The 23,688-nt window shown below is 34.5% G+C and carries 25 protein-coding genes; 15 read left to right on the top strand and 10 right to left on the bottom strand.

Annotation, left to right across the window (positions count from 1 at the left end; genetic code table 11):
• Positions 1-189: 189 nt before the first annotated feature.
• Positions 190-945 carry a DUF975 family protein gene (locus tag K5Q12_RS06720; protein WP_220742991.1) on the top strand — a complete coding sequence of 252 codons (756 nt, stop codon included), beginning with the start codon at positions 190-192 and terminating at the stop codon, positions 943-945.
• 50 nt (positions 946-995) lie between these two features.
• Here K5Q12_RS06720 and K5Q12_RS06715 read toward each other — a convergent pair whose 3' ends face one another.
• Genes K5Q12_RS06715 through K5Q12_RS06705 form a run of 3 tightly spaced genes read right to left on the bottom strand, consistent with a single transcriptional unit; the run spans position 996 to position 2,868 of the window.
• Positions 996-1,217 (bottom strand): hypothetical protein, encoded by a 222-nt coding sequence (locus tag K5Q12_RS06715; RefSeq protein WP_220742989.1) that lies wholly within the window; start codon positions 1,215-1,217, stop codon positions 996-998.
• Positions 1,214-1,972: an ABC transporter permease gene (locus K5Q12_RS06710; RefSeq protein ID WP_220742988.1), complete on the bottom strand. Its 759-nt coding sequence runs from the start codon at positions 1,970-1,972 to the stop codon at positions 1,214-1,216. The genes K5Q12_RS06715 and K5Q12_RS06710 overlap by 4 nt, the downstream gene beginning before the upstream one ends.
• Complete coding sequence (locus K5Q12_RS06705) at positions 1,969-2,868, bottom strand: XRE family transcriptional regulator (protein ID WP_220742985.1); 900 nt, start codon at positions 2,866-2,868, stop codon at positions 1,969-1,971. The genes K5Q12_RS06710 and K5Q12_RS06705 overlap by 4 nt, the downstream gene beginning before the upstream one ends.
• Before the next feature lie 456 nt (positions 2,869-3,324).
• On the opposite strand from K5Q12_RS06705, the gene K5Q12_RS06700 reads away from it, so the two are divergent.
• The 5 genes from K5Q12_RS06700 (at position 3,325) to K5Q12_RS06680 (ending at position 6,367) form a co-directional block, all read left to right on the top strand.
• The gene (locus tag K5Q12_RS06700) at positions 3,325-4,068 is read left to right on the top strand and encodes a helix-turn-helix domain-containing protein (protein WP_220742983.1); all 744 of its coding nucleotides are present in this window, start codon (positions 3,325-3,327) and stop codon (positions 4,066-4,068) included.
• Between the two features lie 127 nt (positions 4,069-4,195).
• The gene (locus K5Q12_RS06695; protein WP_220742981.1) at positions 4,196-4,558 is read left to right on the top strand and encodes a PadR family transcriptional regulator; all 363 of its coding nucleotides are present in this window, start codon (positions 4,196-4,198) and stop codon (positions 4,556-4,558) included.
• Positions 4,545-5,897 (top strand): DUF4097 family beta strand repeat-containing protein, encoded by a 1,353-nt coding sequence (locus K5Q12_RS06690; RefSeq protein ID WP_220742979.1) that lies wholly within the window; start codon positions 4,545-4,547, stop codon positions 5,895-5,897. Before K5Q12_RS06695 ends, K5Q12_RS06690 begins: the two co-directional genes overlap by 14 nt.
• Before the next feature lie 34 nt (positions 5,898-5,931).
• A complete protein-coding gene (locus K5Q12_RS06685; RefSeq protein ID WP_220742977.1) occupies positions 5,932-6,111 on the top strand; it encodes a hypothetical protein in 180 nt (59 codons plus the stop codon).
• Between the two features lie 13 nt (positions 6,112-6,124).
• Positions 6,125-6,367, top strand: a complete 243-nt coding sequence (locus K5Q12_RS06680) for a PspC domain-containing protein (protein WP_220742976.1) — start codon at positions 6,125-6,127, stop codon at positions 6,365-6,367.
• Positions 6,368-6,524: 157 nt separating this feature from the next.
• Here the strand turns inward: K5Q12_RS06680 and gyrA are convergent, their stop codons facing one another.
• The 6 genes from gyrA to dnaA form a co-directional block, all read right to left on the bottom strand.
• The gene (gene gyrA, locus K5Q12_RS06675) at positions 6,525-9,074 is read right to left on the bottom strand and encodes a DNA gyrase subunit A (protein WP_220742973.1); all 2,550 of its coding nucleotides are present in this window, start codon (positions 9,072-9,074) and stop codon (positions 6,525-6,527) included.
• Between the two features lie 73 nt (positions 9,075-9,147).
• Positions 9,148-11,157, bottom strand: coding sequence for a DNA topoisomerase (ATP-hydrolyzing) subunit B (gyrB, locus tag K5Q12_RS06670; protein WP_246570526.1), 2,010 nt, complete (start codon positions 11,155-11,157; stop codon positions 9,148-9,150).
• Positions 11,158-11,199: 42 nt separating this feature from the next.
• Positions 11,200-12,315, bottom strand: a complete 1,116-nt coding sequence (recF, locus tag K5Q12_RS06665; protein ID WP_220742972.1) for a DNA replication/repair protein RecF — start codon at positions 12,313-12,315, stop codon at positions 11,200-11,202.
• Positions 12,297-12,761: a S4 domain-containing protein YaaA gene (yaaA, locus tag K5Q12_RS06660; protein WP_220742971.1), complete on the bottom strand. Its 465-nt coding sequence runs from the start codon at positions 12,759-12,761 to the stop codon at positions 12,297-12,299. The genes recF and yaaA overlap by 19 nt, the downstream gene beginning before the upstream one ends.
• Before the next feature lie 139 nt (positions 12,762-12,900).
• Positions 12,901-14,034, bottom strand: coding sequence for a DNA polymerase III subunit beta (gene dnaN, locus K5Q12_RS06655; protein WP_220742970.1), 1,134 nt, complete (start codon positions 14,032-14,034; stop codon positions 12,901-12,903).
• A 187-nt stretch (positions 14,035-14,221) separates the two neighbouring features.
• Positions 14,222-15,568 carry a chromosomal replication initiator protein DnaA gene (gene dnaA, locus K5Q12_RS06650; protein WP_220742969.1) on the bottom strand — a complete coding sequence of 449 codons (1,347 nt, stop codon included), beginning with the start codon at positions 15,566-15,568 and terminating at the stop codon, positions 14,222-14,224.
• A gap of 490 nt (positions 15,569-16,058) precedes the next feature.
• Here dnaA and K5Q12_RS06645 point away from each other — a divergent pair, with 490 nt between their 5' ends.
• The 9 genes from K5Q12_RS06645 (at position 16,059) to K5Q12_RS06605 (ending at position 22,916) form a co-directional block, all read left to right on the top strand.
• Positions 16,059-16,595 (top strand): rRNA large subunit pseudouridine synthase E, encoded by a 537-nt coding sequence (locus K5Q12_RS06645; protein ID WP_220742968.1) that lies wholly within the window; start codon positions 16,059-16,061, stop codon positions 16,593-16,595.
• Positions 16,596-16,698: 103 nt separating this feature from the next.
• Positions 16,699-17,415, top strand: coding sequence for a YebC/PmpR family DNA-binding transcriptional regulator (locus K5Q12_RS06640; RefSeq protein WP_220742967.1), 717 nt, complete (start codon positions 16,699-16,701; stop codon positions 17,413-17,415).
• A 207-nt stretch (positions 17,416-17,622) separates the two neighbouring features.
• Positions 17,623-17,757 carry a 50S ribosomal protein L34 gene (gene rpmH, locus K5Q12_RS06635; protein WP_002816117.1) on the top strand — a complete coding sequence of 45 codons (135 nt, stop codon included), beginning with the start codon at positions 17,623-17,625 and terminating at the stop codon, positions 17,755-17,757.
• Positions 17,758-17,881: 124 nt separating this feature from the next.
• Positions 17,882-18,229 carry a ribonuclease P protein component gene (gene rnpA, locus K5Q12_RS06630; RefSeq protein ID WP_220742965.1) on the top strand — a complete coding sequence of 116 codons (348 nt, stop codon included), beginning with the start codon at positions 17,882-17,884 and terminating at the stop codon, positions 18,227-18,229.
• Positions 18,229-19,068: a YidC/Oxa1 family membrane protein insertase gene (locus K5Q12_RS06625; protein WP_220742963.1), complete on the top strand. Its 840-nt coding sequence runs from the start codon at positions 18,229-18,231 to the stop codon at positions 19,066-19,068. The genes rnpA and K5Q12_RS06625 overlap by 1 nt, the downstream gene beginning before the upstream one ends.
• Positions 19,069-19,201: 133 nt before the next feature.
• Positions 19,202-20,866: a glycerophosphodiester phosphodiesterase family protein gene (locus tag K5Q12_RS06620; protein ID WP_246570524.1), complete on the top strand. Its 1,665-nt coding sequence runs from the start codon at positions 19,202-19,204 to the stop codon at positions 20,864-20,866.
• 82 nt (positions 20,867-20,948) lie between these two features.
• Entirely contained in the window at positions 20,949-21,410 is a 462-nt protein-coding gene (locus K5Q12_RS06615) for a GNAT family N-acetyltransferase (RefSeq protein ID WP_220742961.1), read from the top strand.
• Positions 21,394-22,317, top strand: a complete 924-nt coding sequence (locus tag K5Q12_RS06610; RefSeq protein ID WP_220742959.1) for a magnesium transporter CorA family protein — start codon at positions 21,394-21,396, stop codon at positions 22,315-22,317. The genes K5Q12_RS06615 and K5Q12_RS06610 overlap by 17 nt, the downstream gene beginning before the upstream one ends.
• Positions 22,318-22,346: 29 nt before the next feature.
• A complete protein-coding gene (locus K5Q12_RS06605; RefSeq protein WP_220742956.1) occupies positions 22,347-22,916 on the top strand; it encodes a xanthine phosphoribosyltransferase in 570 nt (189 codons plus the stop codon).
• A gap of 108 nt (positions 22,917-23,024) precedes the next feature.
• On the opposite strand, the gene K5Q12_RS06600 is transcribed toward K5Q12_RS06605, so the two are convergent.
• Positions 23,025-23,688 (bottom strand): IS3 family transposase (locus K5Q12_RS06600; protein ID WP_220742955.1); only part of this gene is annotated, 664 nt, incomplete at its 5' end.

The following is a 23,688-nucleotide window of genomic DNA, read 5'->3' as shown; positions in this document are numbered from 1 at the left end:
GAATTGACATAAAAATACGCCTATACTTTCATTTTACGGACTGAATAAAAATAGTCCATTTTTTTAGTATAAGAGCAATGACCTGTTGAATTGATTTATAGCATTATACTATAAAGTGACAACTTTTAGTGCTGACTTGATTTAAACGCCTCCCTTTGTTACAATTGTGTTTCAAAGGAGATTGATTTAATGTTAAATAATAAAGAAATTAAGGCGATAGCTTGGAAACAAGTAACCACCCATTTTAAAAAATCTTTTCTACTATCATTGATTCCTATTGTTTTTATGGTAATTGGTGTGGGTGCCAATCGTCCAAACAATATTAATATATCTACTACAGATTCGTCGTTTGACGCATCAATTAATATGGATACGAGTCATTTTTTCCAAAATAATTGGTTAATTATTTTGATTGCCGTATTCATTGGTATCTTAATTGCTATTGTCGTGAGTTCTGCTCTATCAGCAATTCAAGACATGTTCACCGAAAGCTCAGTTAGTGGGTTTATGGATTGGCAAGAAAGCAATTCTGAACCCGAATCACCTATCAAAGCCGGTTTTAAATTACTGACAAGCATGAATTTCAAGATTTCATTCTTACGAAGTATCTATACATTATTATGGTCATTACTATTTTTCGTTCCAGGTATTGTCAAAAGTTTTTCATACTCACAGGCTGTTTACATTTATCGTGATGACTTACGTGCTGGAAGAGATATCAAGTCAGCCAACGACTACATTACCGCTTCTAGAAAATTAATGAATAATAATAAAGGTCAGCTCTTTGTTTTGTATCTAAGTTTGATTGGCTGGTTTTTACTCAGCTTCATTACACTTGGCATTGCGGGACTGTTCGTACTTCCCTACACACTATCTATCAGTGCATCATTTTATATTGCACTACGTGATGCTCCCAACTCTCTAAATGAAAAGTCAGTATTATAAAAAAAACGAGCTTATGGCTCGTTTTTTTTATGTTTCAAACTATTATACCCTTAAATATACTTGACTAATTCTACTAATTTTTGACCACTTAAAACATTGCATATACGTAAAAGCTGGTAAGGAAAATAGTGTAGCTTCAAGCCTCTATTTAAACGTTCTTGAGCCTTTTGTCTTCCTAGTTCATAATCATCTAGATCTTCCATGTGATAGTTCTGATGATCATATTCGCCTAACTCATAGTGTCGTTTCAAATAATTGTGTAAAGTTGTCATGATATCTTACCCACGATAACTACTTGTTTAATTTTATTCCGTTTTAACACCATCAACAACACAATAGGTACCAGAATAAGTAGGCAGCTTGAAAAGAATTGTACCATGGCTACTAGAACTGATTCGTGTTTCACCAACTTGTTGATGATATCAAATAAATAATAACCCGGGAATATTTTTTGAATGACAGATACACTTGTCATTAAAATACCTTGTATCGGCAAAATCGTATTCCAGCGAATCATTAATACCCCAAAAATCATACTTAAAGGCATACTTAATGCAGCAATCGTTTTTCCATCAACTAAAACACCGATTAAAAACCCAATTATACTAAGGTATACGCCCATTAAAAGTAATAATAGGACTATGAAAAGTGTTTTTCCATTGAGTGCGATTGTATGCATGATAATTCCAGACAACAACACCGTTAAACAGATGCTTAAATTCAAGATTAACTGCACCAATAATTGACTAATTAGCCAACGTGACAAACTGTAATGTGATGTTTTCGCTTGCAGTTGGTAAAAGCGATATGTTCCACTAATTTTCTTAGCAAATGTTACAACTGAATTGCCTGATATTCCAATAATACATGCAATTACCAACCATAGGTAGCTTTGCTTCAAATCAAATGTAACAGACACGTGCCTAACATTTACCATCATAATATACCAAAACAATGGGAAAATAATCGTAAACATTATAAAACGTTTGTTGCGATAAGTATCAACTATATCAATCCATGTGATCATTTAATAGTCACCCTTTCTTGGTTATTTGAACGATACCATTGTTCAATAGTTTGGTTATTTGAATGAATTTTTGCCACAGATTCGTCAGCCGCAATAACACCATTTTTTAGTAATACAACACGACTAAAGAATTGATCAATTTGATTGAAGTCATGGGTTATAGTTAACACACTCCCCCCAATATGATCGAGATAGTTCCAAAAAAAATCGATTGATTCAAGGTCCATACCAACTGTTGGTTCATCCAAAATTAATAATTTAGACGGCTTTAGTAAACTAATTAACAGCGCAAGCCGCCTTTTTTGTCCACCAGAAAGCTGACTGACAGCTGATTTTTCATGATGCTTTAGTTGAAAAATTTCTAACATATCATTAACATGTTGTGGTATATACTGATCTTGAATTCTAGCCGATAAACGAACATGTTCTTTTACACGAAGTGATTCAATCAATATATTTTCCTGAGGCATAACACTCAGATCATCTTTAGGATTTAGAATACTGCTAATTTCCCCGCTATCAGGTTTAACTAAACCCATGATTGTTTTAACAATGGTCGTCTTACCCGATCCATTAGCTCCTAATAATGCAATACGATCACGCCCATAAATTGATAAATTAATATCTTTTAACACCGGTTTCTTAAAACTTTTTGCAATATTTTTCAGACTCAATATACACTCTTCTGAAGTATTTTTGCCAGCCAACAAGAAATCTAAATTCACCGCAAATATTTCTGACAGTAAAATTAATTTATCAATATCTGGTTCAGCATCCCCATTTTCCCATTTAGAAATTGATTGTCTAGAGATAAATAACTTTTGCGCCAATGCTTCTTGTGATAATTTCTTTTTTTGCCTCAAAACGCTTAACTGAGATTTAAAGACATTTTCCATTCTCTGAAACTCCTTTTTATAACTGAAGTGATCACTTCTAAATTAGATTATACAGAGTTTCAAATTTTTGAAACGTTTTTAATTAAAATCCTTGTAACCTTTTATTTGACAAGGTCGCAACCAATAGTTGCACTACAAAAATAGCTTTTTAATCAACTTTATGTGGCATTTTTTAACAATAAAAAAAATCCCATACCTAACATTAATTTCTATAATTGACTAAACAACTATAGACAGCAATGTTAGATATGGGAACCCCTAGTTTAGAACTCTGCTTCAATTAATAACAGCCTCTTTATCCATAGTAGCAAATTAATAAACTAAAAAATTCAATTATTTTTCATAAATTAGCAAAATTTATTAGTGACTTTTTATAATTTTTGTGATAAACGTTCCACTTTATGAGCAATTAAATTGTATAATAATAAATAACATAGACTATTTTTGGAGAATCGCATGAATATTGGTGAAAAAATTAAACAACTCAGAAAATCCCACCATTTAACACAGCAAGAGTTCGCTGATAAACTGTTTATTTCTTACCAGTCTATTTCTAATTGGGAACGTCAAAAGGGGCATCCCAGTGCTGAAATGATGCTCACAATTATTGATACTTTTGATTTACCTCTTGATTATTTTTTAAACCATCGCAATGATCATCATAGTAGTACTGATGAGGCAGTTATTTTATCAGCATTTTTTAAAAGTATGGCTAATAGTTTAGATGAAAAGCCAACATTTGAAAGTATTTCAAAACTATCTCACATTTCAGTATCAAAACTTAAAACTTATTTTCCTTCAATTGAAGACTTAATGTATGCCTCTATTAATGAAGTCGATAAAAGTATTAAAGCTCAAGTCATGTCTAGTCTCAGTAACAGCAATAATATCTTAGATGTGTTTATTAATGATATGTCACCACTACTATATAATAAAAGAGACATGCTTCATATTCTTTATACACGCATATATGTCAAAGGATTGTGGATACAATTCATTAAAACAAAATATAAGTCCATAATTATCTCAAGTAGTGAAATTGCATCCAGCGATCCTTTAAAAACAGAATATCTTATCGAAACACTCATGGGATTTATATCTGTTTGGATGAGCCAAAAAGAACCTGAGTCCCTCGAACAATTTAGAAATCGTATAGACCATTTTGCCCAAACGCCATTAATCAATTGGTACGATAAATAGAAAAAGACATCTTAGTAGATGTCTTTTTCTATTTGAAAATATCAATTAAATTATGTTAATTAAATTACTTTTACAAACACAGTAATTTGGTCTATGATGTAATAAATATAAGTATGGGGACTATTTTATGGCAATTTCTAAAGATCTAATTAGGGGTCATATTGACACCATTATTTTAAATATCCTTAATCAACATGATTCATATGGCTACCGAGTAGCTAAATCTGTTCGTATACTTAGTCATAATCAGTATGAACTCAATGAAGCAACTCTTTATACTGCATTTAGACGTCTAGAGAAAAGTGGTGCTATTAGTAGTTATTGGGGTAATGAAAGCCAAGGCGCACGTCGAAAATATTACAAAATAACAAAAATCGGACAATCTCATCTAAATGTTGCTGTTACTGAATGGCAAATTGCTCAAAATATTATTAATCAACTGATTTTAGATAAAATTATTGAAGGAGATTCGACAGATGAACGCAATTGAAAAATCGATCAGAACAAGACTCGATACTATATTTTCAAACTATCAACCAAATGATCAATTAACAGAATTTAAAGAAGAATTAGTAGCTGATTTAATGGATGTCTATCAAGATTTTACAAAATCAGATAGATCACATGAAGAAGCCTTAGATGATGCTTTTTCACAGTTAGGTGATATAGACAGTGTTTTAAGAGACATGAGTAACACAAATAATCAGTTTGATTATAAAAAACAGACTGACGAATCAACCTCAAATAGCAACAAAAAAAGCTTTTTTGAGTTTTCAGATAATGGTGTTCATCTCGGCAATCTGCACATTGATGGTGATGGTATACGCTTAGGCGATGATATTGTTATTGATGGTAAAAATAATCACGTAAAGTTGGGTGATTGGTTACATTTAGATAAATCTGGTGCGCGTTTTGGTAGTAACTATTATAAATTTGATAAATCATCACACTATCATGACGACGACTTTAAAGAGACCACTCCAAACGCACCTACTTGGGCCGTTGCTCATCACAATATTCAATTACCAATCAGTGATAAAAAAATAACATTTAATTATGCTAACGCCACACTGAATTTTTATACGAATGATAAGTCTGATTTAATTACTTTGGATGAATATTTCAGCAGAGATAATCAACGTTATTTTGCTAACATCACTGAAACCGATTCTGAAGTAACTATTAGTAAAGGTGATAATCCTCTAATTTTCCATGTCCGTACGATGGTTAATGTCGGGCTTCCAAAATATTATCCAAAAAGTCATATTTCAGTCATTAATCGCTCAGGTCAAATTACTGCTCACGATTTAAATTTAGATCAATTTGATCTTTACATGAATTCTGGTTCTTTCAAAGGAAACAACATAACAGCCAAACAAGCTATTTGGTCACTGGATTCCGGAAAATTATCAGCTAAGAATATAGATTCAAATGGGCTTAATATTTCGAACAATTTTGGTAAAGTACTACTGGATAATACCACAAGCAAACATGCTCAAATAACGGTTCAATCTGGTATAATTGATGCTAATAATTTCAATGGTGGTGGTAATTTTAGTGCAACATCTGGAGAAATTCGCCTGCGTATTAACTCCTTAACTAGTAATCTAAAAATTAAAGCCAATACAAGTTCAATTCGTGTCACTAAACCCGGATTACAGTCTTTTTATTTCGACCTACTAGCCAACATCGGACTTGTTTCGTTGACTGAATCCTCGAACACACATTTTGATAAAAATACTTCCAGTTATAAACGCGGATTTTACGGAGATAACCCAGAGTATACAATTGATGCTAGTGTTGAATCTGGCACAATCAAGATATATTAATCTATCATTAATTAATAATTAAAGGACATAATTTATGAAAGAACATTATCATCACACTCACAGCCTTCCTGCATATAGCATCGGCTTCTTTTTAGCAGCTGGCATTGAATTTGCAACTTCTCATGATTGGTTTTCAACACTGTGGCCTGCATTACTCAGCTGGGCATCCGTAGGATACTATATTGCTGAAACTATTCAACATTTTATGAAATAGAGAGGATTTTATTATGACAAACCACAAAAAATTAAGAAGATCTCAACAAAACCGATTAATTGGTGGTGTACTCGGTGGTATTGCAGATTATTTCGGATGGAATGTTACGCTTACTAGAATTATTTTTATTCTAATTACACTATCCCCATTCCCAGGAATTTTATTCTATATTCTGGCATGGATTTTAATTCCCGATGCACAAGATAGCAAAATTTCAAAAGATAATTATTATAAAGATATAACACCTGACGATTAATTAATTTTATGATATCAACTCTGCTCACTAACGTATTATTTACTAGTGAATGAGAAGGAGTTATCATAAATTGAATTTATATAATATAACCATGCTTTTTCGTAAATTTGGGATGATGTAAATAAAAAACAGATGAATTGATCATCTGTTTTTTTATTTATGCATCATCATGTTTAGAAGCATGATTTAATAGGTCTGACACTTGCGAGAGTTGTTTGTTATCAAGAACTGTTTCACGTGAAACAGCATCATTATCTTCAACTATTTCCTCTTCAACATGTTCAATTTTGGCTAGCGTAGCCACTTTAGTACCATCTTCAAGACGCATCAGTCTAACCCCTAGTGTTGCACGTCCTGTTTGACTAACAGCACTAGAATCAAATCGAATCATAACTCCCTGCGTTGTTGTTACCATGATATCTTCATTACCACGTATAATCATCATGCCAGCAAGTAATCCATTCTTTTCAGTAATGTTGGCTGTTTTAATTCCTTTTCCACCACGACCTTTGATTGGATATTCTGTTGCAAGCGTTTGTTTCCCATATCCTTTTTCAGTAATTACTAAAACACTATCCTTTTCAGTAACAACATCAGCACCGATAACAGCGTCGTTATCTCTTAATCGTATACCACGAACACCGGCTGCTGCACGTCCCATCACACGAATACTGTCTTCAGCAAAACGAACAGAATAACCTTCTTGAGTAGCAATTAAGATACTTTGGGTCCCATCTGTGATTTGAACAGAGAGTACTTCATCTTCCTCACGTAATGTAAGTGCTTTTAGTCCATTGGTTCTAATATTTGAGAATTCGCTAACTGCTGTGCGTTTAACAACACCTAATCGCGTTACAAAAAACAAATAAGCTTCTTTTTCACTGGCGTTCCCACTAACATTAATAACTGTTTGTATTTTTTCATCATTATTAATGTTCAATAAATTAACTACTGGAATTCCTTTAGCCTGCCGACCATATTCAGGAACTTCATAGCCTTTCATTCGATAAACTTTACCAGTATTTGTGAAAAATAGTAACGTATCATGTGTTGATGTTGCCACCATTTGATCGACAAAATCTTCATCATTAACGTTCATACCTTGCACACCACGACCACCACGATTTTGTGCCTTAAATTCTTTTTGTGGTACTCGCTTAATATAGCCATTTCGTGTTAATGTTACGATAACTGACTCTTCTTCAATTAAATCTTCATCTTCAAGAGTAGTAACATCTCCAACCTGTAGTTCTGTCCGTCTTGCATCCCCAAACTTAGTTTGAATTTCTAACAATTCATTATAAATAATTTGATCTACACGTTCTTGATGAGCCAAAATATCTTTCAAATCAGCAATCAATTCAACCAACTTTTGATATTCATCTTCAATTTTATCACGTTCTAGACCTGTTAGACGTACCAGGCGCATATCTAATATAGCTTGGGCCTGCTTATCTGACAATGCATAACCATCAATTAATCGTGTCTTGGCCTCTTCTGAAGTTGTTGATGACCGAATAATACTAATAATCTCATCAATATGATCTAATGCAATTCTTAATCCTTCAAGGATGTGAGCACGAGCCTGAGCTTTTTGTAAATCAAACGCTGTCCTTCGACGAATAACCTCACGTTGATGTGTCAAATACGCAATTAAAATTGCCTTAAGACTCATAGTTTGTGGCTTGCCACCATTAATAGCCAACATATTAAAACTAAAGTTCGTTTGTAAAAGTGTTTCTTTATATAAATTATTTAAAATGACACTGGCCGAAGTATCACGCCGAACATCAATTGATATACGAAGCCCTTCACGATCAGATTCATCCCTAATCCCAGTAATACCTTCGATACGCTTTTCTCTGGCTAACTCAGATATTCTCTCAATTAGTCGTGCTTTGTTCACAGCGTATGGTAATTCAGTAACAACAATCTGTTCCTTACCAGTTTTTGTTTGCTCAATATCAACTTTAGCTCGAACTGTAACACGCCCACGACCAGTTTCATAAGCACGTCTAATACCAGACTTTCCCATAACAATACCGCCAGTTGGAAAATCTGGTCCTGGCAAGGCTTCCATTAAATCAGCCGTCGTTGCTTCAGGATTATTCATTAAAATATGTAATGCAGAAATTACCTCACCTAGATTGTGTGTCGGAATATTTGTCGCCATACCAACAGCAATCCCCGTTGCCCCATTCACTAGTAAGTTTGGAAAACGGGCTGGTAAAACTTCAGGTTCTCGTTCTTCGCCATCATAGTTGGGAACAAAATTAACTGTATCTTTATTTAAATCACGTACCATTTCCATGGCAACTTTTGACAAACGCGCCTCTGTATAACGCATTGCCGCTGCGCCATCACCATCAACAGAACCAAAGTTTCCATGCCCATCAACTAACATATGACGATATGAAAATGGTTGGGCCATTCTAACCATTGATTCATAAATTGCTGAATCACCGTGAGGATGATATTTACCCATAACATCACCAACAATACGCGCTGACTTCTTATGTGGCTTATCTGGTGTATTACCTTGCTCAATCATCGAATAAAGAATACGACGATGAACAGGTTTCATGCCGTCACGTACATCCGGTAAAGCACGTGCCACAATAACTGACATTGCGTACGACAAAAATGACGTTTTCATTTGTTCTGATAGGTTCGCATTGCGAATACGCGTGTCATTTTGTTCAGACATTGATTACTCCTTAAAAATTATGTTGTCTTTAATAAAACAAGACTGGTTTAATTTAACCCTGTAATTAAAAAACTTATATATCCAAATTTTCAACGAAAACAGCATTTTCCTCGATAAATTCTCGACGTGGTGCCACATCATCTCCCATTAGCATATCAAAAATGCTATCAGCAGCTTCTGCATCGTCTGGATCGACACGTAACAAACGTCGATTCAAAGGATCCATAGTTGTATCAGCAAGCTGATCGAAATCCATTTCTCCCAATCCCTTATAACGCTGTACTTTAGGTTTAATCGTTGATGGTAGCTGTGACAGGTAATCTTCCAATTCTTCATCAGAATCTAGATACTCTCGATTTTTTGAATTACCAAGAGCAACACCGTAGAGAGGTGGTTGGGCAATATAAATATATCCTGCATCAACAAGTGGCCGCATATAGCGATAAAACAATGTTAATAGCAACGTTCGAATATGCGCACCATCAACATCAGCATCAGTCATGATAATGACTTTATGATAATTTGCTTTTTCAACATTAAAATCGTCTCCAAAACCAGTTCCCATCGCAGTAAATAATGAACGAATTTCTTCGTTAGCAAGTATTTTGTCTAGTGTAGCCTTTTCAACGTTTAAAATTTTACCTCTGATTGGCAAAATTGCTTGCGTCAATCGATTACGCCCTTGCTTAGCAGAACCGCCGGCTGAATCACCCTCAACAATAAATAATTCAGATATTGTAGGATCATTTGATGTATTGTCAGCCAATTTACCAGGTAAATTACCGATTTCTAGCCCAGATTGTTTTCTTGTCATTTCGCGAGCACGTTTAGCAGCAAGACGTGCCTTTTGCGCTAAAATACCCTTTTCAACAATTTGTTTAGCAGTTGTTGGGTTTTCCATCATGAATCGACTAAATGTTTCTGAAAACATACGATCGGTTGCTTGACGCGCATCAGAATTGCCAAGTTTTGTTTTTGTTTGCCCTTCAAATTGTGGATCAGGATGTTTGATTGAAACAATAGCTGTCATCCCCTCACGCACATCTTCTCCGGTTAAACTTTCCGCATTTTCTTTTAACTGACCATTTTTACGTGCATAGTCGTTGATAACACGTGTGAGCGCTGTTTTAAATCCAGTCTCATGTGTCCCACCTTCGTATGTATTGATGTTATTAGTAAAAGTTTTTAAGCTATCTTTCACATCAGTTGTATACTGTAACGCTGCTTCAACTACAATGCCGTTTTCTTCGCCTTCTACATATACTGGCTCATTAAAAATTACTGTTTTTTCAGTATTTAAGTACTTAACATACTCTTTTATACCACCTTCAAAATGAAAGCTCTCTGTGACAGATTCATCTCCACGCTTATCAGTAATTGAAATACGTAAGCCTTTATTCAAAAAGGCTAACTCTCTCACACGCGTTAGCAAAGTATTGTAATTATAATTAGTTGTTTCTCTAAAGATGTCAGCATCTGGTTGGAAATGAACAATTGTTCCACGTTCAATCATTGGCTTTTCATCAAGTTTGATCATTTTAGTATTAACACGACCAACTTTAAAATCCATGTAATATACTTGACCGTCGCGCACAACTTTAACATCTAAGTTTGTAGACAAAGCATTAACAACAGATGCTCCCACACCATGAAGACCACCGGAAACTTTATAGCCACCACCACCAAACTTACCACCAGCATGCAAAACAGTAAACACTGTTTCAAGAGCTGGCTTACCCGTTTTAGTTTGAATATCAACTGGTATGCCTCGTCCATCATCAGTAACGGTAATCGAATTATCTGCTTCAATTGTCACCGTGATATGTGAAGCAAAACCTGCTAAAGCTTCATCAATACCGTTATCAACAATTTCCCAAACTAAGTGATGCAAACCTTGTGCTGTTGTTGTTCCAATATACATACCTGGACGTTTTCTAACAGCTTCAAGTCCTTCTAATACTTGAATTTGATCAGCATTGTAATCATTTGCATTTGCATCAACGGTACTAGCACTTCTTATTTCTTCATCATCAGTTACAATGCCATCGATATTTTCAATTTCGTTGTTATCTTGTTCAGACATATCTCATCCTCTATGTACTTCATACTATTGTCATTAATCAGTTCATTCTAAATTAATTTTGCCATGTTTCACGTGAAACACTCTTGGTTCATGAATTAACTGACGTGTTACATCACTTAACGTTGGTGATGTAATAAAGGTTTGTACCTTATCTTGAATAGTCATCAATAAGTGCGTTTGTCGACTAGCATCTAATTCACTTAAGACATCATCCAGAAGTAATACCGGATATTCACCCGTTTCTTCTGCCATTAACTCAATTTCCGCTAATTTAATTGCTAATGCCGTTGTTCGTTGTTGTCCTTGTGAACCAAACACTGCAACATCGTTATCATTAACATTAAATTGTATATCATCACGATGTGGCCCCACTAGTGTTGTCCCTTGAAGTATTTCACGTTTTTGTTGATGACTTAATGTATCATAATAGGCTTTTTTAATATCATTAACATCAAAATTATCCCCTACATCAATACTTGTTTGGTACGTTAAAGACAGCATTTCACGCTGATCTGATATTTCAAAATGAACTGGTTGAGCCGCTTTTTCTAAACGTTTTACAAAAAGCTTTCTAGCGAGTAAAATTTGTGAACCAAACTCGACTAATTGTTCAGTTAAAACATCAAGAAAAATTGTGTCATTTGTTTGTTTTAACTGTAATCTTTTAAGATACGCATTCCGCTCTTTTAAGATACGTTTAAATTGGGTCATATTATATAAATACAAAGGATTCATTTGCCCAAATTCCATATCAATAAAGCGCCTTCTAACAGTTGGTGCTCCTTTAACCAATTCAAGATCTTCAGGTGCAAATAAAATAACATTTAATTGTCCAACATATTGCGACAACTTGGGTTGCTCTAAATGATTAACGCGCGCATTTTTCCCCTTATTAGAAAAATGCAATGTTAGTGGTGTTTCGCTAACTCTTTTTTTTACACGTCCGCTAATTGTCGCTTCTTTTTCGTGCCACTGAATTAAATCCTTATCACTGCTCGTACGGTGTGACCGCGTTAAAGCTAAGACATAAATACTTTCAAGTAAATTTGTCTTGCCTTGTGCGTTTTCTCCTAAAAAAACATTTACGCCACTACTAAATGACAATTCTAAATTATCGTAATTACGATAATTTACAAGTTTTAATGATTCGAGTTCCAAGAACCTGGTCCTTTAGGTCGGTGGGCAGAACGACCACTTGATCTAGGTCTTCCAAAACCACCGGAACGCGTGCCATTTTGCTTCCGTAATTCAGCAAATCTTGCCTCTTTACGTGCTTTAGCCGCTGCGGCTTTTTGTGCTTTAATACGGTCATCTCGAACTGTCTTTTTAGCGGCATCAGCACGTTGATTTCTCTGCTCTTCAGCTTCCGCAATTAATTGTTCTGCATTTTCTGCTAGTTCGATAATGTATGTTTCATCTTCAATAATGATTTCATCATGATCGTATAATTTTTTTCCACGACGGTTTTCTTTTTCGCCATTCAGCTGAACTGGAAAGTCCATCAAATAGTATTTTGCTTGACCGCCAGATGAAATAATATTTTCTTCTTTTAATAGTTGCGTGAGCGTGATATATTCAGTTGTTATTTTTACAGTTTTCGTCATATTCGTTACCTTCGTATTATACCATTTTTTACGACTATATCCTAAAAAAACGCTCTAAAATCGTTTTTAAGCGTTTTTAGAGCGTTTTAAACATAAAAGCTTAACATCATTAAGCTTTATTTAAAACGGCTATGAATAATTAAAATGTTCTAACTGGTGTAATTAGTTGTAGCTGTTTATTATCAGTCTCACCCGATGGTGTCAAAGTAAACGGTCTTAAATTAGTGGTGAACTTAATATCAATAGACTTGCCACTAAATATACGTAAAGCATCACGAACATAATCAGGATTAAACGAAATTTCTAAATTTTCGCCTTCAACTGTTTTAGTCAACAGATTTTCTTGAACTTGTCCTACTTCTTGAGAAGTACCAGTTAGCGTCACTAACCCATCTTTGATTGCTAACTGCACAACATTATTACGGCTTTCATGACTTAATAAGCTAGCACGATTAATAGCACCCAACAAATCACTAGCATCAATCGTTAATTGTGTTGTACTTTCAGTAGGAATTAAGCGATCCGTTTCAGGATAGTTCCCTTCTAGTAGTCTAGAGTAGAACGTTGTATGCCCTAAATCAAATACGGCTTGATTAGATGACAATTTAATTTCAACACGATCTTGTCCTTCTAACAAACTTTGAAGCTCATTAAAAGATTTAGCTGGAATAATAACATCCGCCTTAATATGAGCATCCGTTCCGGTTAATGTGACAATACGTTGTGATAGACGATGAGAGTCTGTCGTCACTGCTTTAACATCTAACCCATCTAATGCCAAATGAATCCCCGTTAAAATTGGTCGACTCTCTTGTGTTGATGCTGAAATTTTTGTTTGAGAAATAATGTCTACTAATTGGGCTGCTGAAACACTCAAACTTTGAACATCATCCATTTCTGGTAGTTGAGGATAATTACGAATATCTTGTCCATTAATTGTAAAAGCAGATGCCCCAGACGTAATGCTGGCACGCAAACCATCAACAGAAAGTATTAATTCATCAGCAGGAAGATTTTTAACAATACTTGAAAAAAATGTTGCTGGTAATGTAATACCACCTTTTTCTTTAATGACTAGCTGAGCAGTTGTATCTGATTCAGGGAGACGTGTTTCGATTGAAATGTCACTATTGGATCCTGTCAAAATTAACTCATCATCAGATACAACAATTTTAATGTTAGTTAAAATCGGAATAGTCGTTCTTGATGAAATAGCTCTAGACACATCATTTAAAGATTTAATAAAAGCATGACGATTAATTGAAAATTGCATAAATATGCTCCTTTTTATGAATTTAAGGGACCCACTTTTTAAAATAATTAAATTAATAAATCTAATAGTAATAATAAGGGGTGTTAATGTTGTGGATAAGTAGCTGTGAATAATAACTGACTTTATTTTAGTTGTTCACAACCTTGTTTGTAAAACAGATGGGTTATTCATTGTTATCCACATTGATTTATTTCCCATTTTTTATTTCATCACTTAAGGCATCTAACATTTCTTTGGTTCGAGAGTCAGACTCAGCCTTTTCAGTAATCTTAGTTGTTGCATGAAGAACTGATGAATGATCTCGACCACCAAACGAACGACCAATATCAGGTAAACTTTCATTGGTTAATGTTCTGGTTAAGTACATTGCAACATGTCTTGCAGTTACTAAATCTTTCTTTCGGCTTGTACTTTTAAGATCATCAATTGTTTGCATGTAATAATCAGCAACAACTTGTTGAATTCTTTCGACTGTGATTTTAAACCCTTGATTAATATTCAAATCACCTAGAATCTGCTGAGCAGTCTCTTTAGTGGCAGGTTTATTTCTGAATCGTAACATCGCTTCAAAACGGTGAAAAGTTCCTTCCAAAGTACGGATATTCGAATCAATTTTATCTGCAATGAGTTCTAAAACATCGTTTGGGATAGTTAAACCATCAGTTTCAGCTAGATTTTTAAGAATCGCAACACGCGTTGGTAAATCAGGTTTTTGGATATCCATTGAAATTCCAGCTTCAAAACGTGAAGTTAGTCTAGATTGTAAATCGACAATTTCTGTTGGTAATTTATCAGATGTCATAATAATCTGCTTACCAGTTTTAGTTAATACATTAAATGTATTGAAAAACTCTTCTTGAACCTTTTCTTTTCCAGACCAAAATTGAATATCGTCTATTAATAGTAGGTCAACCGTACGATATTCTTTTTTAAAGGCGGCTGTCGCCCCTTCACCAGCACGTAATGATTCAGTAAAATCATTTAAAAAATCTTCTGCAGTTGCATATTTAATTCTTGCAGATGGTGTTGTGGTTGAATAAGCATTACCAATTGCTTGCATTAAATGGGTTTTTCCAAGACCAACACCGCCATATATGAGATAAGGATTATAAACACGACCTGGATCTTCAGCTACAGCACGTGCGATAGCATAGGCATTTTCGTTCCCAGCGCCAACAACGAATTTTTCAAAAGTAAAGTTATCGTTTAGGTCTGATTCACGCGTGAATGTTAAATTTTCAGTGGATAACGGTATTGATTTCGGCATAGCTTCAGCAACACGCAATTCAGGTTTAATGAAACCTTCTGCAATCTCCATTGCGTACTGTACAAAGCTCATAGCGTAAGATTTATTCCAGTTATCAATAATATCTGTGCTTTCTTCAGCAGGTACTTCTAAAATAATACTTGATTCAGTTAAAGTAATTGGTGATAGTGGTTCTATATAGGTATCAAATGAAACTGGTCCAATTTCTTGATAGAATTTGGCTTTGACTTGATTCCATAGCTCCTCTTTTGTAATTGGTTTTGTCACGAATATCTCTCCTATAAAATCAGGCACATAAAATCAGCTATCCAAAAGCTTAATGCGCGATTCAAACTTCTCTATTAATAATGTTTCAGAGTAAGTAGCAAAGACAATTATAACAGTAAGAAAATAAGTTTTCCACAGGATAATTTTAAATTAAGTAAATATCAACAACTGTGGACATTAAAATCAACAAGATGTGAAAACAAAGACGAACAAATGTACGGGTTATCCACAAAGAAACAATGTTATACACATTTAAAAGTTTGTAAGGACACTATTTGAGGTTCGTTATTAACATTATCCACAGTTTACAAACCACAACTTGTGGATATGTGGATAACTACATATTAAAGGTGTTTGTAATTGTATTATAAAGCGTTACCATCCACAGGGGTGTGGCTATTTTTTAATAAGATTGTGAATTATAAAGAAAATCTAAAGGTCATGTAATATTAAAGAGAATAACGTTTTAATTTTTGCTATAATTAAGCTTATGATCGTACTATTTAACAAACCATATAATGTTCTGACTAAATTTACGGATAGTGAAGGACGTCAAACTTTAGCTGATTATATAGATATTCCTAAAGTGTATGCTGCTGGTCGTCTAGACATGGATAGTGAAGGTTTATTGTTACTCACTAATAATGGGAAGTTAAATCATGAGTTAACAGATCCAGAAAACAAAGCATATAAAACCTATGTTGTCCAAGTTGAAGGAATACCAACTAAAGCTCAGTTAAAACAACTTGCGGAAGGTGTTGAGTTAAAAGATGGCATGACATTGCCTGCTAAAGTGAAACGTATGTCATATCCTAAGTGGCTTTGGCAAAGGGAAAAACCTATTCGAATTAGATTGAATCAGCCGACGAGTTTTATACAATTAAAGATTAAAGAGGGGCGTAACAGACAAGTTAGACGCATGACTGCGGCAGTTGGTTTGCCGACATTACGTTTAATTCGTACCCATATCGGCGATTATCATATAGCTGATTTAAAACCAGGACAATATCGAGTGATTAAACCTTAATATTGTTTGATAAAAATGATTAGCAAAAATATAGCTTTTTTTGGTGCAAAAATCAGAATAACTATTATAATAAACAAGATAAATAAATTTAATGAGGTGGACCATGGGACGTAAATGGGAAAATATTAAAATGAAAAAGGCGCAGACTGATGGTGCTGCTGCTAAAGTTAATAGTAAATATGGTATTGAAATATATGCTGCAGCTAAACAGGGTGGTAGTGTAGATCCTGAAGCTAATTCAACGTTACGATTCGTGATTGAACGTGCAAAACAAGCTCAAGTACCCAAGCATGTCATTGAACGTGCTTTGGAAAAAGCTAGTGGTTCAGGAGATGAAACGTTTATAGAAGGGCGCTATGAAGGTTTCGGACCAAATGGTTCATTAATAATTGTTGATACATTGACTTCAAATGTTAATCGTACAGCGACTAATGTTCGAACAGCATTTAATAAAAATGGTGGTACTTATGGCGCTGCCGGTTCAGTGAGCTACCTATTTGATGAGACAGGGGTTATCGTATTTGAAGGGGATGATGCTGATTCTGTCTTGGAAACACTTTTGGATGCTGAAGTTGATGTCCGTGATGCTGAACAACAAGATGATCAAATTGTTGTTTATACGGAGCCTAGCGATCTACATAAGGCAATTGGTGCACTTAAACAAAGTGGTGTATCCGAGTTTTCAACAACAGAAATTACAATGTTGCCACAAGCAGAAGTCACACTGTCTGATGAAGATTTAGCCATTTTTACTAAACTTGTTGATGTGCTTGAATCTGATGATGATGTACAGACAGTACATCATAATGTGTCATTATAATTTTTTAAAAGTTAGACATAAATTATCTAACTTTTTTTCTTGTGTTAATGATTAAAATCAGGTACACTCGTATTATTGGATTATTTAAGGTCAATATCAGTATTTTTTAGTGTAAAATTACTTGCTTATGCAGATAATACATGGTATGATTAAAATTGAATTGCAAAGTTTTTGCAGGTAAAAAATCGCGAATGGAGGTGAACACACATGAAGCGTACATATCAACCAAAGAAACGCCATCGTGAACGCGTACACGGATTCCGTAAGCGTATGAGCACGAGCAACGGTCGTAAAGTTTTGGCTCGCCGTCGTGCAAAGGGCCGCAAGGTTCTATCAGCCTAACAAGCAAGGTCGCTGCTAAGCAGTGGCTTTTTTATTTCGATAATAATCAACGCTACTCAAGACAGTTGTTATCTTCCATGCGGCTTGAAACCGCGTACATATCCCTCAAGAGAGACCAGAACTAATGAGAAAAACTTTTCGAATTAAAAAACCAGCTGAGTTTCAGAATGTTTTTAATAAGCATCAGTCGGTCGCAAACAAATATTTTGTTGTATATCATATTGAAAAATGCGAACAGAAACACTTTAGATTAGGATTATCAGTTAGTAAAAAAGTTGGGAAAGCCCATGATCGTGTATGGGTAAAAAGAAGAATTAGACAAAGTATTCTTGAATTAAAACCCGAATTACCAACAGATATTGATTTACTTATTATTGCAAGGCCAGCTGTTGCAAAGCAGAGTCAAAAATTTGTTAAAGAACAAATAATTCACGTGCTGAAGCTAGCCGGTATATTGAAAGTAGAAGACTGATGAAAAGATTTGAAAATATTTTAAAGAAAATTGGCCCCTTACCAATCATTTTAGCTGTTGTTGCTCTAGCTATTATTGTTATTGCTGGTATGACTTATCATGGACATGTTGAGTCACACAGTTTCTGGGGAGCTTTCGTAGGTGTATTTACAGCATCAATTTTAGGCACATCATCTTGGTTTAACCATAATTATGGTATGGGAATTATTATTTTCACGATTTTAATTCGTTTTCTGATTTTGCCATTAATGGTCTATCAAGTGCAATCTATGATGAAAATGCAAGTTGTTCAACCTGCGTTAAAAGCTATTCAAGCGAAATATCCTGGTAAAGATAGTGACAGTCGTCAATTAATGATGGCAGAACAACAAGCACTTTACAAAAAAGAAGGGGTTAACCCATTTGCATCTATGCTACCTTTGGTTGTACAAATGCCAGTCTTGATTGCTTTGTATCAATCAATTTTTAACTCACCAGTTTTGAAATCAGGGAAGTTTTTATGGTTACAACTGGGGAGTCATGATCCCTACTATGTATTACCAATTTTGGCAGCAATATTTACGTTTGCATCATCATGGCTTTCAATGCAGTCAAATCCTGAACAAAATGGTATGACAAAAGCTATGCCATATATTTTTCCAGTTGTTATTTTCTTTTCAGCAATGGCTGTACCAAGCGCATTGTCATTGTACTGGGTTGTTGGAAATTTGTTCCAAACAATTCAAACATTCTTCTTGCAAAATCCGTTTAAAATACGTCGTGATAGAGAACAAGCTATCAGAAAAGAACGCGATCTACAACGTAAAATTAAAAAAGCAAAACGAAGCGCAAAGCGTTAAATTTAAAGCTATGATACATTCCTGTATCATAGCTTTTTTAATGGTTTACTAATTAAAGCTAATAAATGGTATTCTATAAACAATATCTTATACACTACATATTAATGGAGAAGAGAAGCTGTTTAAAACACAAATGCGTCGTAGCAAACTTGCTAGCATTACAATTTTATTAGTATTCTTTGCTAATTTTTCTATGTCTAAACTTATTGATTATGTTCAGTCAAATCAACCGTCAGCATATGATATTTTAACAGGTAGTGTCAATCAGTTAGTTGATTTTATCAAACAATATTGGATAAGTTATGCCATAACAGTGTTGTTTTATCTTTTTGTGTGGTTTTTGTTGGTTATGTTAGTCACAACTATCATGTGTTTAGCTTGGCATCTTATCTCATACAAAAAGTATCTGAAAGCATTAAAATCTTGGCAAATACACTTGAGTGTGTTTGCTATGTTAGTTTTGTCAATTCCCCTTAACCAAATTGGTTTTAAATTCCCAATAGCTTACTATTTAACCATACCAAAAACATTTATCGATATGATTAAAAATCCAATGATTTTGGTAGCGATTGGTGTTATTTATTTAATTTTTGCGTGGCTGGTTTTTAGATTACGTATGGTAGCTTATTTGGCATTGACAACTTCAGAAAATTTCCGAAGCAATGTCAAAAAAAGTTGGCAAACTACTAAAAAACAAGAGTTTAAATTATTAAGTTTTATTTTACAACTGGTTGTTTTAACAATCTTAGTGATGGGTGGGTTGTTTTTAGTACAAAGGCTATTTGATCAACTACTTACAGGCAATGTCAAATTTTGGGAGGCTAACCTATTAGTGGCGATTGGTGTAGGTTATTTCTATTTTATGACTAGTCAACTGATGTTACTTTATACTGTTGATTCTAATGAATCAACAGCACAATATGATGACAAAATAACAATTAAGTTGGCAGTATACTCTGTCCTAACACTTTTAGTTGTTGGTGGCGCTAGTACTTATTTTTCGGGTAAATCTATTAAGTTTAATCACAATAATCAGTTCCTTGTCATTGCACATAAAGGTGTCACCTCAGAAAATAAGACCGGAAATACAATTGAACAGCTACAGCAAACGGTAAAAGCAAAACCTGATTATATTGAAATGGATATTCAACCAACAAAAGATGGCGTTTTTGTACTGAGCCATGATGGCAAAATTAAAGCTGAAAATGGCAAAGAATATCAAATTGATCAAACTTCTTGGCAGGAATTAAAAAGAATTCGTTATAAAGAAAAGGGGCAATCACTTAGTTTGACATCGTTTGATGATTACATTAAACGAGCTAATCAATTACATCAAAAGCTACTAGTTGAATTAAAGATTAATGGGACGATTTCGAATGATCAGTTGCAAGATTTTGAGGCGCATTATGGGAAGGCACTTCAAGAAAACAAATCTCAATTGCAATCTTTAAACCAGAATATCATGAAAAGATTATCACGTTATTCTAAGAACAAATTGGGGATACTGTCACCTGTTTTAAACAGTGTTGATGATGCAAAATTTAGTCAATTTTATGCGATAGAGTATTCCAATGCTAATGCTATTATTGCCAGAAAAATTGTTGGTGAGCACAAATCGCTATATGTTTGGACAGTGAATCACACATCTGAAATCGCCAGCGCTCATGCTTTGGGAGCTAAAGGCTATATAACAGACTATCCTAAACAGACGCGGAACACTTTACAAAAGCTTTCCAAAAAAGCCGCTTATGCGGATGCCATTTGGAATATTGTTATGTTACAGAAGACAAACATATAAATTTTAAAGCGATAGGGTAAACCTGATATAATGATTACTAATGTCAACGAAGCAATACAATGAATAATGAGAACTTAACACAATGGGTGTAGAAAACAACTTACAAGTTAATACACATGACATAAAATTACGTGCTATGCAATCAGAAGATCAAGCAGAGCTAGCACAACTTTATTTAACAACTCGGAAAAATCATTTTTCTTGGGTGGATAATCCTAAACTTAGTGATTTTGATTATGCTACTACTGGTGAACATGTGCAGGTGGCAGTGATTCAAAATGAAATAGTGGGATTTGCCTCATTGTCAGAGTGGGATAGTTTTTTGCATTTATTGTTTGTTAAAACAAATTGGCAAAATAATGGCGTTGGGAAGGCATTACTCAATTGGGCGCGTACCAGTAGTCATTTACCACTCGAACTTAAAGTTGTTCAAGCTAATCAAGCAGCCCGCCGTTTTTATGATAGAGAAGGTTTTAAAGTAATCGCATATGCAAATTATGCTAATCCAACGAATGTGACATATAGAGATGATCGAAAAAGTTAAGCAATTTAAAAATTTTACATGGTATCATATTTCAAATATGACACCACAAGACAATCAAACATTAATTAAGGATCATCATTTGACAAATGAAATTATTGGATATGCGGTAGATAATAATGAATCTGTCCGAATGGAATATGATACTGATGCTGATGAGTCATTAATGGTAATCGATGTTATATCTTATCATCAAGATAGTGTTGAGACTAGGCCGGTAGGTATTTTAATAGCGCATAATAAGTTATATACTTTTTCACAAAATGTGACAGATTATATTCAAGCGGTGTTACTGTCGCCTAAAAACAGGCAAAAACGTGTTAGTGATGATGAGATTACAATAGCAGATTTTTTGATGACAGGTTTGTATTCGCTGATGACAAGGTATGTTGAACAAATTACCGAAATTAATCGTAGACGTCGTATTATTCAGGCACAGTTCGGTCATCAAAAGCGTACAACAAAACAGATGAATGATTTGTTGCGCTTGCAAACACAAATGATTTATATACAAAACTCTCTGGCGAACAATCACATTATGTTAGATGCTTTTAAACAAGATTTCAAGTCTGGTATGACTAAAAATGAATTAGAACATATTGACGATGTACGCGTTGAAGTTGATCAAGCTGAACACATGGCAGAATTAGCTATGGCTGTTATCAATTCTGTTTCAGAAGCTTACGGCAACTTAAGTAATCGTGATTTGAACTGGACGATGAAGATATTGACAGTTTATTCAATCGTCTTAACTATTCCGACTATAGTCAGTGGGTTTTATGGTGAAAACGTCAAGTGGTTGCCACTTGCTGATATGCAAGCAGGTTGGTGGTTATCAATTGTTATTACATTGATCTTGATGGGACTAGTCAGTCTCTTATTTGGATTGAGTGGATTTTTTAAGAAATAATTTTTGTTGTTGAATTGAAAAGAGGGAATATGAAGGCACTAGAGGAACGTATTAAACAAGATGGTCGCATAATAGGAAAAGATGTTCTAAAAGTTGACTCATTTTTGAATCATCAAATTGACCCAAAGTTAATGCAGGAAATGGGTATGACATTTGCAGAACTATTCCAAAATGAAGGGATTGATAAAATTTTAACAGTGGAATCTTCAGGTATTGCGCCTGCGATTATGACAGGTCTAGCGTTAGATGTTCCGGTAGTATTTGCAAGAAAAAATAAGTCACTTACTTTACCAGATAATGTTTGGACAGCAGATGTTTATTCTTTTACAAAACAGACTACTAACCATATTATGATTGATAAGCGATTTTTAAAAAGTAATGATCGAGTGCTGATTATTGATGACTTTTTAGCAAATGGGCAAGCTGTTTTAGGGTTAGTATCTATTGTAAATCAAGCGCAAGCTACAGTAATTGGAGCAGGTATTGTTATTGAGAAAACTTTCCAGAATGGGAGAAGGCAGCTAGATGAACAAGGTATTCGAGTAGAGAGTTTAGCTCGAATTAAAAATTTCAACGATGGAGAAGTTGAGTTCATTTAAAAACGATGTTCCACGTGGAACATCGTTTTTTAATAGCATTTAGTTTAGAAAGTGAGATCATGATTTTTGCTCAGAAGTCAATAAATTGGACTATTTTTATTCAGTTACTTAGGCAACATTTGAGATACGATTGCGATTATAAAAATTGATATACCAACCAATGGCTGCTTGGACTTCAGTTAATGTTTGGTATGCCTTCAAATAAACCTCTTCACGCTTCAATATTGAATGAAACGCTTCCATACGGCCATTATCGTACGGATGGCCTTTGAGTGAATAAGAATGTTTCAAGCCATAATTTTGGCATTTAATATTAAACTCAGCACTCGTGTATTGTGACCCCATATCTGAATGAATAATGAGTAGCTTTCGATGCTTATCTAACGCTATCTGTAAGGCACTTGTGGCTAGCTCGGCTGTCATTGTATCGCCAATTTTATAGCCCAATACTTTTCTCTTCTCAGGATCCAAAATGGTCGCTAAATAGACCCATTTGTGGTTAGTCAACTGAATATAAGTGATATCTGTTTGCCAAACACCGCTCCAATCATGCAAGTGTCTAATCAGATTGGTTTTTTGAGCAACCGTCACAACAGTTTTGGGTTTGCGATAACGTTTTTGCATGCGGGATTTAATCCCTAATTCACGCATCAATTTGAGTGTCATATACTCAGATACTTTCGGACCGTCGGTTTGTTGACTATAAGCAGCAATACGACGATAGCCATAAAATTTAAAGGTTTTCCAAACGTCTAAAATATAAGGTTTCAGG

The sequence above is a fragment of the Leuconostoc palmae genome (assembly GCF_019656075.1).
In the GTDB taxonomy this organism is placed as follows: Bacteria; Bacillota; Bacilli; order Lactobacillales; family Lactobacillaceae; genus Leuconostoc; species Leuconostoc palmae.
Note: the sequence above shows the minus strand (reverse complement) of the source record. Positions and strands in the feature narration are given on the sequence as shown.

Bases quoted from the DNA above. Each gene is read 5' to 3' on its own strand.
- K5Q12_RS06685 (WP_220742977.1), top strand. From the start codon at position 5,932: ATGAAAGAACATTATCATCACACTCACAGCCTTCCTGCATATAGCATC.
- K5Q12_RS06715 (WP_220742989.1), bottom strand. From the start codon at position 1,217: ATGACAACTTTACACAATTATTTGAAACGACACTATGAGTTAGGCGAA.
- K5Q12_RS06720 (WP_220742991.1), top strand. From the start codon at position 190: ATGTTAAATAATAAAGAAATTAAGGCGATAGCTTGGAAACAAGTAACC.
- gyrB (WP_246570526.1), bottom strand. From the start codon at position 11,157: ATGTCTGAACAAGATAACAACGAAATTGAAAATATCGATGGCATTGTA.
- K5Q12_RS06640 (WP_220742967.1), top strand. From the start codon at position 16,699: ATGGGACGTAAATGGGAAAATATTAAAATGAAAAAGGCGCAGACTGAT.
- K5Q12_RS06705 (WP_220742985.1), bottom strand. From the start codon at position 2,868: ATGGAAAATGTCTTTAAATCTCAGTTAAGCGTTTTGAGGCAAAAAAAG.
- K5Q12_RS06690 (WP_220742979.1), top strand. From the start codon at position 4,545: ATGAACGCAATTGAAAAATCGATCAGAACAAGACTCGATACTATATTT.
- yaaA (WP_220742971.1), bottom strand. From the start codon at position 12,761: ATGACGAAAACTGTAAAAATAACAACTGAATATATCACGCTCACGCAA.
- K5Q12_RS06700 (WP_220742983.1), top strand. From the start codon at position 3,325: ATGAATATTGGTGAAAAAATTAAACAACTCAGAAAATCCCACCATTTA.
- dnaN (WP_220742970.1), bottom strand. From the start codon at position 14,034: ATGCAATTTTCAATTAATCGTCATGCTTTTATTAAATCTTTAAATGAT.
- rnpA (WP_220742965.1), top strand. From the start codon at position 17,882: ATGAGAAAAACTTTTCGAATTAAAAAACCAGCTGAGTTTCAGAATGTT.
- K5Q12_RS06710 (WP_220742988.1), bottom strand. From the start codon at position 1,972: ATGATCACATGGATTGATATAGTTGATACTTATCGCAACAAACGTTTT.
- K5Q12_RS06620 (WP_246570524.1), top strand. From the start codon at position 19,202: ATGCGTCGTAGCAAACTTGCTAGCATTACAATTTTATTAGTATTCTTT.
- K5Q12_RS06645 (WP_220742968.1), top strand. From the start codon at position 16,059: ATGATCGTACTATTTAACAAACCATATAATGTTCTGACTAAATTTACG.
- K5Q12_RS06680 (WP_220742976.1), top strand. From the start codon at position 6,125: ATGACAAACCACAAAAAATTAAGAAGATCTCAACAAAACCGATTAATT.
- K5Q12_RS06695 (WP_220742981.1), top strand. From the start codon at position 4,196: ATGGCAATTTCTAAAGATCTAATTAGGGGTCATATTGACACCATTATT.
- K5Q12_RS06625 (WP_220742963.1), top strand. From the start codon at position 18,229: ATGAAAAGATTTGAAAATATTTTAAAGAAAATTGGCCCCTTACCAATC.
- K5Q12_RS06610 (WP_220742959.1), top strand. From the start codon at position 21,394: ATGATCGAAAAAGTTAAGCAATTTAAAAATTTTACATGGTATCATATT.
- rpmH (WP_002816117.1), top strand. From the start codon at position 17,623: ATGAAGCGTACATATCAACCAAAGAAACGCCATCGTGAACGCGTACAC.
- K5Q12_RS06605 (WP_220742956.1), top strand. From the start codon at position 22,347: ATGAAGGCACTAGAGGAACGTATTAAACAAGATGGTCGCATAATAGGA.
- gyrA (WP_220742973.1), bottom strand. From the start codon at position 9,074: ATGTCTGAACAAAATGACACGCGTATTCGCAATGCGAACCTATCAGAA.
- K5Q12_RS06615 (WP_220742961.1), top strand. From the start codon at position 20,949: ATGGGTGTAGAAAACAACTTACAAGTTAATACACATGACATAAAATTA.